Source organism: Erythrobacter donghaensis (assembly GCF_001557325.1).
GTDB classification, from domain to species: domain Bacteria; phylum Pseudomonadota; class Alphaproteobacteria; order Sphingomonadales; family Sphingomonadaceae; genus Erythrobacter; species Erythrobacter donghaensis_B.
Genome location: NZ_LSJS01000222.1, coordinates 22150 through 34616, shown reverse-complemented (window position 1 = coordinate 34616; position 12467 = coordinate 22150). Strand labels below are relative to the sequence as shown.

Sequence of the window (12467 nt, the reverse complement as noted above, 5' to 3'; positions counted from 1 at the left end):
TGCAGCGCCGCACCATGCCTGCCGTCTCCGGCGCAGTCTCGACCGGCGCTGGACTATTGGCATAATGTTTGCCATTAGTTTTGATCGATGGACCGCCCCGCGCCGCTGCTTTTCGTGGCGCGGGCGCCCGATGTTCGGTCGATGACGGCGGGGGAGAGCGATGCGGAGATTGCGGGCACCGGCGAGGTATGGCGTGCTGGCGGCGGTATTGGCGGCTGCGCTGCTCACCGGCGCGGCTGTTCCGCCGGCCACGTCCGCGGACACGGCTCGGCCCCGCCCCAATGTCGTCGTGATCCTTGCCGATGATGCAGGGCTCATGGATTTCGGCGCCTTTGGCGGGGAAGCGCACACGCCCAACATGGATGCCCTCGCCGCGCGCGGCGCGATGTTCACGCAGTTCCGCGCCTCCCCGCTGTGCTCGCCCTCGCGCGCCATGCTGCTCACCGGGATGGACAACCACCTGACCGGTTTCGCGACGATCCCCGAGGTGCTCCCGAGCGAGCAGCGCGGCAGGCCGGGCTATACCATGGCGCTCGAGCCCGGCGTGCTCACGCTGGCCGATCGCCTGCGCAAGCTGGGCTATCGCACGCTGATGGTCGGCAAGTGGCACCTGGGGGAAGAGGCCGGGGCGATGCCGCAAGCACACGGCTTTGATCGCTCCTTCGCGCTCGCCGCATCGGGGGCGGATAACTGGGAGAAGAAGGCCTACATCCCCTATTACAAGGACGCGCCCTGGTACGAGGACGGGGTCGAGGCCGATCTGCCCGACAACTTCTATTCCTCGCGCTTCATCGTCGACAAGATGATCGCCTATTTGCGCGAGACCGACCCATCGAAGCCGTTCTTCGCCTATCTGCCGTTTCAGGCGGTTCACATCCCGGTGCAGGCCCCGGCGGAGCTGATCGCCAAGTACAAGGGCCGTTATGACGCGGGCTGGGACGTGTTGCGGCGCGAGCGGCAGCAGCGCGCCGAGGCGCTCGGGCTAGTGCCGCCGGGCGCGGCGATGGCGGACCTGCCGCCGGGCTATCGCAGCTGGAGCGACCTGAGCGACCAGGATCGCGCACTCTATGCCGCGCGCATGGAGGTGCATGCCGCGATGCTCGAGGCGATGGATGCCAATGTCGGGCGCCTGATCGATCACCTCAAGGCCAGTGGCCAGTATGACAACACAATCTTCGTGCTTGCCTCGGACAACGGGCCCGAACCCTCGCGCGGCGACGACAATGCCTCGCTCGGCGCCTGGCACCGTGTGGCCGGCTATCACGTCGGGCTCGAGGGCATGGGCGGGCGCGGGAGCTGGGGCTTTATCGGCCCCGAATGGGCGGCAGCCACCGCAACGCCAGGCGCTTGGTTCAAGTTCTACGCCACCGAGGGCGGCGTGCGCGTTCCGCTGGTCATCGCCGGTCCGGGCCTCGAGGCGGCGCGCATCGACAGCCCGGCGATGATGACCGACATCGCCCCCACGCTGCTCGAATGGATCGGCGCGCCGCTCGGCAGTGACGATCAGGGTGCCCGCCCCGTCACCGGACGCAGCCTGCTCCCCGTCCTCGCCGGGAAGGCGACGAGCGCCTATGCCAAGCACGAGGTGCGGGTGATCGAGGTATCGGGCAACACCGCGCTCTACCGCGGCGATTTCAAGATCACCCGCAGCGTGCTTCCCTTGGGCGATGGCCGCTGGCGGCTGTTCGATCTCGCCCGCGACCCCGGAGAAACCACCGATCTCAGCGTGGCCCGGCCTCAGCTCCTGACCGACATGGTGGCCGAGTATGACGCCTATGCCGAGCGCGTGGGCGTGCTGGCGATGCCCGAGGGTTACGACTCGGTGAAGCAGACCGCCAAAAACAACATCGTTCAGATGCTCGCGAACTATCCCTGGCTCTACGGTGTGATGGCGGGATTGGCGCTGCTGGCCGGGCTGGTCGTCTGGGGCCTGATCAGGCTGCTGCGCCGGGTGTTTCGCCGCCCCGGCGCATGATCCGGCGGCGTTGGGCGTTGGAGCCACGCCAGCCGCCCGGCCTCTGGCGACGCTGGGCGCTTTTGTACGGTTCTTGATTGCTCGTTAATGCATGGTATTAGTTCGCGGCACTATGAGGTGGCCCAAGCTTGCACGCTGCCCGGATGGAAGGAGCCGAATCGTGACCTGGTTGAAAAGGATCGGACTGACGGCACTCGCCATCGTTCTCATCGGCGGCGTGGCGGTTTACGCATTTCAGGCGCGCATCGGCGTTTGGCTGTTCGAGCGCGGCACGGCGCAGCGCATGGGCGTCGACAACCTCGCCGCCTTGGGTGATGGCCTTCACGTAGGGTTGTGCGGCACCGGCTCTCCCATGCCCAATCTCGACCGCGCAGGCCCCTGCAACGTGGTCATCGCCGGCAAGCAGATGTTCGTGGTCGACATCGGCGAGGGCGGGGCCGAGACGCTCAATGTCATGGGGCTAAGCCCCGGCAAGGCCGACGGACTGCTGCTGACGCATTTCCATTCCGACCATATCGACGGCTTCGGCCCGCTGATGCTGTTCCACTGGACCCGCGGATCGAGCACCGCGCCGCTCCCGGTCTATGGCCCGAGCGGGGTCGAGGCGATCGTGGGCGGGTTCAACGCGGCCTACGCGACCGACAACACCTATCGCATCGCGCACCACGGCACCGCGGTCGTCCCGCCGAGCGGCGCGGGCGGCATCGCGCGCCCGTTCGAAATGACCGGCCCGACGACGGTGGTGCTCGAGCGTGACGGGCTGAAGATCACCGCCTTCACGGTCAACCATGATCCGATCAAGCCCTCGGTCGGCTACCGCTTCGACTACAAGGGACGCTCGCTGTGCATCAGCGGCGACACCAAGAAATCGCCCAATCTCGAAGCCGTGTGCAAGGGCGTCGACATCCTCGTGCACGAGGCGCTGAACCCCGGGCTGGTCCAGAAGATGGAAGCGGCGGCGGGAGCGGACGGCCAGGGCGGCGCGGCGAAGATCATGCACGACATTCAGGATTACCACACCTCGCCCGAGGAGGCCGCCGAAAGCGCGCAGGCCGCAGGGGCCGGGATGCTGGTGCTGAGCCATCTCGTCCCGCCCTTGCCGAGCCGGTGGCTCTACGCCGCCTTCCTCGGCGATGCCGAAAGCCGCTTTTCCGGCCCGATCGTGGTCGGCGAGGACGGCATGATGTTCTCGCTGCCCACCGGCAGCAAGACGATCGACCGAAGTCGGTTGATATGACGCAGCGGCTGATCCGCTGCCGCCTTTGGGCTTTCCCCGCCCCTGACCCCCCTGAAGGAGAATGACCGATGAAAACGATGTACCGGATTGCAGCGCTCGCAGCGGCTTCGCTGGCCCTTGCCCCCGCAGCCCATGCCCAGAGCTACGACATGGCGTTGTCGCACCTGACCTCGAAGTTCAAGGCGGCTGACAAGAACGGCGATGGCAAGCTCAGCCTGCAGGAAGCCAAGGACGGCGGAATGACGCGGGTCGTTGCCAACTTCAAGACGATCGACACCGACAAGGATGGCTACGTGACCTTCGCCCAGCTCAAGGCGCAGTTGGACGCCCGCTACAAGTAGGGGCTGAAGCGATCGGGACGCGCCGACAGGTGGTGCGGCGCGTCCCGATCAGCAATGGCAAGCGGTTTCGTGGCACGGCTCCGGGTTTCGCAGGGCCGGGATAATCAGAGCACTGGCAGGTCAGCGAGGATGATTACGCCGTCCTCGTCCTGATCGATCAGGGCGAAGATATCGCGCTCGGGCTTGTCCCATTCGGCGCGCGACAGCAATCCGTCGCCGTTCTTGTCGGCCATCGCCAGCACCTGTTCGAGCTTTTCGGTGAACTTCTTCCTGGCGATCCGGATCTTGGGCGCGTCTTCCTCGCTCGCCACGCCGTTGCCGTTGCGATCGAGCTTGGCGAAGATGTCGTCGCGGTGCGCGTCATATTCACGGCGGGTGACCCTGCCATCGCCGTTTGCGTCGGCTTCGGTGAGAATGTTGCGGACCTTTTCGAGCTGCTCCGCCGAGGGCTGGGCGGCGACCGGGAATGCGGCGCAAGCCAGAGCGGCTGCGGCAAGAATGCGGATGGGTTTGTGCATGGGCATGCTCCGTTCGAATCGCCGACACTGGCTTGCTGCGGCTGATGTGCATCATTAATCGAATACATTATTCGGGCAAGGGGTACCGCAATTGCCCGCCTTGCAAGAATTAGCGATTGCCCGACACGCCGTAATGTCTCATATTAATCCGCGAGAGCCCGATCCGACGTCGGGCCAATCGAACGGGATGAATGATGGCAAAGGTTCTGAAATGGGCGGTTCGCGTGCCGCCGGTGGTGCTGGCGATCCTGTTCGGGTTTCTGGGTATCCGCACGATGACGAACCCGGATCGCGCCGCGGCCTTCTTCGGCTACCGGTTTCCCGACAGCGGGCTGGGGCTGAGCTCTCTGACCGGCCACTCGGCCAGTTGGGCGCTGACCATCGCGGTCTGCCTGGCGCTTGGCCTGATCCGCAAGGAACGTGTGTGGTTCTACCCGGCGATGATGCTGTTCGGGTTCTTTGCGCTGGGCCGGATAGCCGCGACCCTGCTCCACGGCGCGCCGGTTCATCCCGAGCGCGTCATTCCGGAACTGGCGTTCGTGGGCCTGCTCTACCTCGCAGCGCGCCAAACGCCCCAAGTCGGCCAACAGGCGCACTGACGGCGCAGGGTCGAGACGATCAAGCGGGAGCAAGGCATGGTTGAGACAATCCTGATCGGCGCGGGCGCGCTGGGCGCTGCAGCGGTAGCGGGCGCATTCGCGATCACTCGAGACGGGTCGATCGTCACCCCTAGCGGGGTGGGCAAGGTCACTTCGGCCTCGGGCACGTTCGAGGGTTTCCCGCTGCCCGACTACGCGCAGAAATTCGTGACCCCGGATTACAAGAGCTATCTCATCGAGGTCGAACCGGGCATCAAGGTGCACATGCTCGAAGTCGGGGAGGGCTATCCGATCTTCATGCAGCACGGCAATCCAACCTCGGGCTTCCTCTATCGCAAGGTCGTCGAACATCTCCCGCTTGACCGGGTGCGGGTGATCATGCCGACGCTGGTCGGGCTCGGTTTCTCGTCCAAGGTGCCGGTCAGCATGCACACCGCGGCGAACCACAACCGCTGGATCAACGCGGCGCTGCGGCAGCTCGGGCTCGAGCAGGCGATCTATGTCGGGCAGGACTGGGGCGGCCCGATCGGCATCGGCGCGCTGGCGCTGTCGCCCGGCATGGTCAAGGGCGTCGTCATCATGAACACCGCGATCCGCGTGACCGAGGTCAAGACCAGCCTTTCCAGGATTCATGACCTGATGAAGACCCCGATTGTCGGCGAGTTCCTGGGGAATGTCCGCACCGCGATCTTCAGGGGCCTGCACCGCCCGCAGCACGATCCCGCCTCGATGCCGCAGGCGGTCAAGGATCTCTATGCCCGCCCGGTGCGCGAAAGCGGCAACCACAAGGCGCCGCTGGCGATGATGCGGATGGTGCCCGACGGTCCCGATCATCCGAGCACCCCGGTGATGCGCGCGCTGGTTCCCTTCGTGCGCGGGCTCGATGTGCCGGTCGAGATCGTCTGGGGCATCAACGATCCCATCCTCGGCAGCGCGGTGCCCGCGATGCTCGAGAACTTTCCCAACGCACGGGTTACCGAGACATCGGCTGGGCATTTCCTGCAGGAAGAGGTTCCCGAGGTGATCGCAGAGGCAGTGCTGCGCGTGTTCGACCAGGTCCGGAAGGGCGGACCGCAGGCAGCCGCCGCGGCTGCCGAGTAGCGTCACGGCACAAAGCGCTTGCCCGGGCCGGGTGCAGTTGTTAGTTAATGCAATATATTAGATTGCGACAAAGCGGGTCGGCGCGCGTCACTTATGGGTGCGCTGCCGGGTGCCCCTCGTCGCGCATGACAAGCGAGAGGCGATTTCATGACCACCGTGCTCGACAAGGAAGCCATCAGGCAGAAATACGCGGCCGAACGCGCCAAGCGGCTGCGGCCCGAAGGCAACGAGCAATACCAGCGCCTCTCCGGCAAGTTCGCGGATTTCGCAGTCGATCCGCACACGCCCTTCGTTCCCCGCGATCCGGTCACCGACCATGTCACCTTCGCCTTCATCGGCGCAGGCATGTCCGGCCTGGTCACGGCGGCACGGCTGAAAGAGGCTGGGATCGAAAGCGTTCGCCTGATCGACAAGGCGGGCGGCGTCGGCGGCACCTGGTACTGGAACCGCTATCCCGGCGTGCGCTGCGATACGGCGGCGATGATCTACCTGCCGCTGCTCGAGGAAACCGGCTACATGCCGAGCGAGAAATACGTGCCCGGTCACGAGATTCTCGGCCATTGCGAGCGGATCGCGAAGCATTACGGCCTGTATGACAAGGCCCTGTTCCACACCGAAATCGCCTCGGTGGAATGGCAGGAAGACGCCCGGTTGTGGCGCATCACCACCAACCGCGGCGACGATTTTACCGCCAAGTATCTCGGCATGGGCACCGGCCCGCTGCACGTCGCCAAGCTGCCGGGGATCCCCGGGATCGAGGCCTTCAAGGGCAAGCAGTTCCACACCAGCCGGTGGGATTACGACTATACCGGCGGCGATGCTTTCGGTGCGCCGATGGAGAGGCTTGCGGACAAGCGGGTGGCCGTGATCGGCACCGGCGCGACCGGGGTCCAGTGCATCCCGCAGGTCGCTAGGACCGCCGGCCAGCTGTTCGTTTTCCAGCGCACCCCGTCATCGGTCGATGTGCGCGGCAATCACCCCATCGATCCGCAGTGGTTCGCGCAAATTGCCAAGCCGGGCTGGCAGAAGCGCTGGATGGACAATTTCGTCGACAATGTCGGGCGCGGTTTGCCGTCGGAGGATCTGATCGACGATGGCTGGACCGCGATCTCGCGGCGCATCCGCGAGAAGGTTCTGGATGGCCGGCCGGTGTGGCTCGCCAGGCTGGCGACGCGGATCGCGGGCGCGCTGGGGCGTCCCCCGCGCCAGATGAGCCCGGAGAAGATCCTGGCCGCGATCGAGGATGCCGATATCGAGAAGATGGAGGAAATCCGCGCGCGGGTCGATGCGGTCGTCAAGGACGCGGAGACCGCCGAGCATCTCAAGGCGTGGTATTCGCAGCTGTGCAAGCGACCCTGCTTCAGCGACGAATATCTCGATGCTTTCAACTCGCCCAACGTCACGCTGGTGGACACCGACGGAAAGGGTGTCGAAAGCATCACCGAAACCGGGCTGATGGTCGGCGGCAAGCACTACGAGGTCGATTGCATTGTCTATGCATCGGGCTTCGAATTCGGGGCCAACTTCCAGATGAAGACGGGCTTCGATATCAAGGGTCGGGGCGGCCAGCTATTGTCGCAATACTGGGCCGAGGGCCTGCGCACCCTGCACGGCCTCCACGTCCCCGGCTTTCCCAACGCCTTCATGGTGCAGATGAACCAGGCCGCCAACATGGTGACCAACATCCCGCACAATATCGTCGATCACGCCAAGACGGTGGCGCAGGTGATCGCCTATGCCGAGAGCCATGGCTATGCCGAGGTCGAGCCGACCGAGGAGGCGGTTTCGCAATGGGTCGATCTGATCCTGACCGGGCAGGGCTCGCTGATTGCCTCGACCGATTGCACGCCCGGCTTCTGGAACAATGAAGGTCAGGGCTGGAGCAAGGAGTTCCGCCAGTCGCAGGGCCATCCGGGCGGGGCCGAGGGCTACTTCAAGCACATCGATGCGTGGCGGCGCTCCGGCACCTATCGGGGCCTTGTCTTCAGCAAGTGAGACGGCCGCAGGGCGACTGGCCGATGGGGGCCGCCTTGCCTTGTGCGCGATAATTGATTGCATTAGACCTTGATGGCGACGTCGCCGCGGTGGGGGAAACGATGCTGAGAAAGATCCTGATCGCCGTGCTGGCCGTGGTCGTCATCGGCGGCGCGGTCGGCTGGTTCAACCGCAACGCGATCATGACCGCGCTGCTGATGCGCCGGATCGAGGCGACCAAGGAAAATGTCGAGCCCACAAGAGAGGTCGTGTGGGATCAGGGCCCGGCCACCGCCGATGCGCCCGTCTCCGAACGCCCCCCCAACGTGGTGTTCATCCTGTTCGACGATTTCGGCTACAATGATCTCTCCACCTTCGGCGGCGGGGTTGCCGGCGGCCGGGTGCCCACTCCGAACATCGACAAGCTCGCGAGCCAGGGCGCCATCTTCAATCAGGCCTATTCCGGCACTTCGACCTGCGCGCCCTCGCGCGCGATGCTGATGACGGGTCGCTATCCCACCCGCACCGGGTTCGAATTCACCCCGATCCCGGATGGCATGGCCAAGGCGCTGCCGATCTTCGCTGCCGGCATGGATCGCGGCGCCTTGCCGCCGACCGTGTTCAATCCCGAGTTCGACGAAGAAAAGATGCCCTTCAAGAATCAGGGGCTCCCCGGCTCGGAAGTCACTATCGCCGAACTGCTCAAGACCAAGGGCTACCACACCGTCCACATCGGCAAGTGGCACCTTGGCGAGGCAGCCGAGTTCAAGGCCAATGCGCAAGGCTTCGACGAGAGCCTGAACATGCACAATGGCATGTATCTCCCGGAAGACGATCCCAACGTCGTCAACGCCAAGCTCGATTTCGATCCGATCGACAAGTTCTTCTGGGCAAAGCTGCAATTCGCCGCGACGTTCAACGGGAGCAAGCCGTTCGAGCCGGGCGGCTACATCACCGATTGGTGGACCGACCAGTCATTGAAGGTGATCGAAGCCAACCGCAACCGGCCGTTCTTCCTCTACATGGCCCATTGGGGCGTCCACACGCCGCTCCAGGCCACCCGGGAGGACTTCGAGGCGGTCGGCGACATCAAGCCGCATCGCCTGCGGGTCTATGCCGCGATGGTGCGCGCGCTCGATCGCAGCGTCGGGCGGATCATGGCGAAACTCGACGAGGAGGGGCTTGCCGACAACACCATCGTGGTGCTCAGCAGCGACAATGGCGGGGCGGGCTATGTCGGCCTGCCCGATATCAACGCACCCTATCGCGGCTGGAAAATCACGCTGTTCGAAGGCGGGATCCGGGTGCCGATGTTCGTGCGTTGGCCCAAAGCCATCAAGCCCGGGACTCGGATCGACACCCCGGTCGCGCATATCGATGTCCTGCCGACCCTGGCCTCGGCGGCCGGCGTGCCCCTGCCCGCCGATCGCATCATCGATGGGCGTGACATGCTGCCGCTCGCGACCGGCGCCGGCGCGTTCTCGCGACCGAATAATGCGATCTTCTGGCAATCGGGTGCCTATCAGGTGGTGCGCGCTGGCGACTGGAAGCTGCAGATCGACGGCACGCGCAAGAAGACATGGCTGTTCGATCTGGCCGCGGACCCCACCGAAAAGACCAATCTCGCCCGAAAGCGGCCCGACAAGGTCGCCGAGCTCACGCAACTGCTGGCCGCGCATCGCAAGGATGCGGTCAAGCCGCTATACCCCTTCAAGCTCGCCAGCCCGGTCATGGTTGACAAGACCGAGGCGCAGAAGGCTCTTCCAGGCGACGAATACGTGATCTGGCCCAATTAGGGCCAGCGTCCCCCGCTCCCCTTGATCTGCCTCGCCCTAGAGATCTTCGCGCAAGCAAGGCTTCAGTGCGCCCCATCCCGGGCCTCCGGGCGCTCCTGCGCATGCCCGTTTGATCGCTCGAAGGCCCTCGCTGTGCGGGTGCAAATCTCTCCTTGCGGATCCATCAATAATCTTTCACATTAATGCATCGCAGTAGACTGGGGGCTGGAGCCTGGCGCTGCCTGAAGGGAGGGGATTTATGGCAAGGACAACCAATCGGCATCTCGCGCACCGGTTCAAGGTGGCGCTGTCTGCAGGCACGGCGCTGCCGGCTGTACTGCTCGGATTGAGCGCGCCGGCACACGCGCAGGATCAGCCGGAGGCCGATCAGGAAGAAACTGCCGTCTCGTCCCCGCGCGTCGGGGACATCGTGGTCACCGCGAACAAGCGCGAGGAGACCTTGCAGGACACGCCGATCGCGGTTTCCGTGGTGGAGGCGGAGGCAATCGAGCAGGCCGAAATCCAGGACCTGCTCGACCTCCAGACGCTGGTTCCCTCGCTCGCCATCCGGCAGGGCCAGACTTCGGGCAACACCAACTTCTTCATCCGTGGCTTCGGCAACGGCCAGAACGCCATCGGGCTCGAACCCTCGGTCGGGGTGTTCATCGACGGCGTTTATCGCTCGCGCTCGGCCGCCTCGATCTCCGACCTGCCGAACCTCGAGCGGGTCGAGGTTCTGCGCGGCCCCCAATCGACCCTGTTCGGCAAGAACGCCTCGGTGGGCGTGATCTCCGTGACCACGCGAAAGCCGCAGTTCGAATGGGGCGGCCATCTTGAAACGAGCCTCGGCAACTACGGCCTGCATCGCTTCGAAGCCTATATCACGGGCCCCGTCACCAACACCGTGGCCGTGGCGCTGGGCGGCAATTTCAACCGGCGCGACGGATATGTCGAGGATCTCGGAACGGGAGCCGAATACAACGAGCGCGACCGTCGGGGCATCCGCGGCGATATCCTGTGGGAACCCTCGCTCGATGTCAGTTTCCGCCTGATCGCAGACTATGACGAGATCGACGAGAATTGCTGTATCCTCACCAATCTGGTCGAGGGGCCGACCGGCGCCAGCATCCGCGCGCTGGGCGGGCAATTCGTCTCGGAAGACCCGTTTTCGTACAACGTGTTCTACGACATCGTGCCGAGCAACAGGATCGAGAACTACGGCGTATCACTCGAGGGTGATATCGACTTCGACTTCGCGACGCTGACCAGCATCACCGCCTATCGCCGCAACGACGTCGCTTCCCAGTTCGATCCCGACGCGACCAGCCTCCGATTGTTTTCGACCAATAGCGGCCAATCGGAAATCGAGACCTTCACGCAGGAAATCCGGCTGCAGTCCAATGGCACGGGCAAGCTGTTCGACTGGATGATCGGGGGCTTCTATTTCGATGAGCGGCTCCAGTCCGGCAACGACCTGTTCTATGGCACGGATTTCCGGCCCTATCTAGGCGCGCTGCTCGGCAACCCCACGCAGGTTGCCACATTCGAGGCCGCTGCCGGGGTGCCGGCCGGCACCTTTGCCGCACCCGGACAAGGCATTTCGGAGAGGAGCGAGCAGGACAACACCGCCTGGTCGGTCTTCGGCAATATCGACGTGCATCTCACCGACCGCCTTACCGCCACTTTCGGGCTCAGCTACACCGAAGATCGCAAGGACGTTTCGGTCACCGCGCTCAGCACCGATGCGCTGGCTGCGGTCAATCTTGACCAGCTCGGCTACAACGCCACGCTCAGGAACCTGCTGGCGGCGCGCGGCGTGAACTTGCAGAATCCGGCATCGGTGGGGCCGTTCGTCGCCGCCAATCCGGCCATCTATGCGCAGCTCCAGCAGCAGGCCCTGGCGACCGCGCTTGGCACCGGTAACCCATTCAATGGCTTGCGGGCGCTGCAGTTCTTCCCGCCCTTCGTCAATCTCCCCAATGCGGTGGAAGACGGACAATCGCGCGACAACAGCACCGATTTCACCGCCCGCCTCGCCTATGAGCTGACCGACCAGATCAGCGTCTATGCCTCCTATGCGACGGGCTTCAAGGCGAGTTCGTGGAACCTGTCGCGGCAGAGCAGGCCACCGGCCGCGATCCTTGTTCCCGGCAATCCGGTGGTCGATCCGGTCACGCGGCAGGTTCTGCGGGCGACGCCAGCTTCGCCGATTGCCGGTGCGGGACTTTACTCGACAAATCTCCTGCCCGGGACACGCGTGGCCTCGCCCGAGGACGCCGAGGTCTATGAGCTGGGGGTCAAGGGCACCTTCGACAACTTTGCCTTCACCCTCACGGTCTTCGATCAGACCCTGAAGAATTTCCAGACCACCGTGTTCACGCAGAACGGCTTCGTGTTCGCCAATGCGGCCGAGCAATCGACCTTCGGCGTCGAGGTCGATTTCCGCTGGAGCCCGCTCGACGGACTGTTCTTCATCGGCGGCGCGACCTTTCTCGATCCGGTCTATGACAGCTTCCCCAATTTCGGCCCCGGCATCGACATCTCCGGGCAGCAGCCGCAAGGTGTGGCGGAGACCCAGTTCACGCTCGGTTCGAACTACAATTTCACCATCGGCAGCCTCGACGCCTTCGTGCGGGCCGATTGGCAGCATATCGGCAATTCGCCGTTCCTCGACGATCCGAACGAGGCAGCCCGGCTGGTGGGCAGCGGCTTTTCGCGCGAGCAGAACCTCGTGAACATGTCGGTCGGGATCAGGACTGCCGGGGATTTTGCGGTGTCCTTGTGGGCACGCAACCTGCTCGACGATCAGCATATCGTCTTCGCCTCGCCCGCCCTGGCACAGGCGGGCACGATCAACGGCGCACCCAATCAGCCGCGCACTTACGGGGTGACGCTCCGCAAGTCGTTCTAGCCGCTGCGCCGAAGCCCATTCGGCTCCGGCTCCACG

Annotated in this window: 9 protein-coding genes; 8 read left to right on the top strand and 1 reads right to left on the bottom strand. The window is 64.6% G+C overall.

The window, feature by feature from the left end; all coding sequences use genetic code 11:
* Window positions 1–160: 160 nt before the first annotated feature.
* The 3 genes from AX692_RS13775 (at window position 161) to AX692_RS13765 (ending at window position 3553) form a co-directional block, all read left to right on the top strand.
* Window positions 161–1975 carry an arylsulfatase gene (locus AX692_RS13775; RefSeq protein ID WP_081095336.1) on the top strand — a complete coding sequence of 605 codons (1815 nt, stop codon included), beginning with the start codon at window positions 161–163 and terminating at the stop codon, window positions 1973–1975.
* 160 nt (window positions 1976–2135) lie between these two features.
* Complete coding sequence (locus AX692_RS13770; RefSeq protein ID WP_230959503.1) at window positions 2136–3212, top strand: MBL fold metallo-hydrolase; 1077 nt, start codon at window positions 2136–2138, stop codon at window positions 3210–3212.
* A gap of 68 nt (window positions 3213–3280) precedes the next feature.
* Window positions 3281–3553 (top strand): EF-hand domain-containing protein, encoded by a 273-nt coding sequence (locus AX692_RS13765; protein ID WP_073973974.1) that lies wholly within the window; start codon window positions 3281–3283, stop codon window positions 3551–3553.
* Window positions 3554–3657: 104 nt separating this feature from the next.
* Here the strand turns inward: AX692_RS13765 and AX692_RS13760 are convergent, their stop codons facing one another.
* Window positions 3658–4071: an EF-hand domain-containing protein gene (locus AX692_RS13760; protein WP_073973973.1), complete on the bottom strand. Its 414-nt coding sequence runs from the start codon at window positions 4069–4071 to the stop codon at window positions 3658–3660.
* A gap of 194 nt (window positions 4072–4265) precedes the next feature.
* On the opposite strand from AX692_RS13760, the gene AX692_RS13755 reads away from it, so the two are divergent.
* The 5 genes from AX692_RS13755 (at window position 4266) to AX692_RS13735 (ending at window position 12431) form a co-directional block, all read left to right on the top strand.
* Entirely contained in the window at window positions 4266–4670 is a 405-nt protein-coding gene (locus AX692_RS13755; protein WP_155646995.1) for a hypothetical protein, read from the top strand.
* Between the two features lie 36 nt (window positions 4671–4706).
* The gene (locus AX692_RS13750) at window positions 4707–5771 is read left to right on the top strand and encodes an alpha/beta fold hydrolase (RefSeq protein ID WP_073973971.1); all 1065 of its coding nucleotides are present in this window, start codon (window positions 4707–4709) and stop codon (window positions 5769–5771) included.
* A 147-nt stretch (window positions 5772–5918) separates the two neighbouring features.
* Window positions 5919–7766 (top strand): flavin-containing monooxygenase, encoded by a 1848-nt coding sequence (locus tag AX692_RS13745; RefSeq protein WP_073973970.1) that lies wholly within the window; start codon window positions 5919–5921, stop codon window positions 7764–7766.
* 101 nt (window positions 7767–7867) lie between these two features.
* The gene (locus AX692_RS13740) at window positions 7868–9541 is read left to right on the top strand and encodes a sulfatase (RefSeq protein WP_196490095.1); all 1674 of its coding nucleotides are present in this window, start codon (window positions 7868–7870) and stop codon (window positions 9539–9541) included.
* Between the two features lie 238 nt (window positions 9542–9779).
* Complete coding sequence (locus tag AX692_RS13735) at window positions 9780–12431, top strand: TonB-dependent receptor (RefSeq protein ID WP_073974194.1); 2652 nt, start codon at window positions 9780–9782, stop codon at window positions 12429–12431.
* The last annotated feature ends 36 nt before the right edge of the window (window positions 12432–12467 follow it).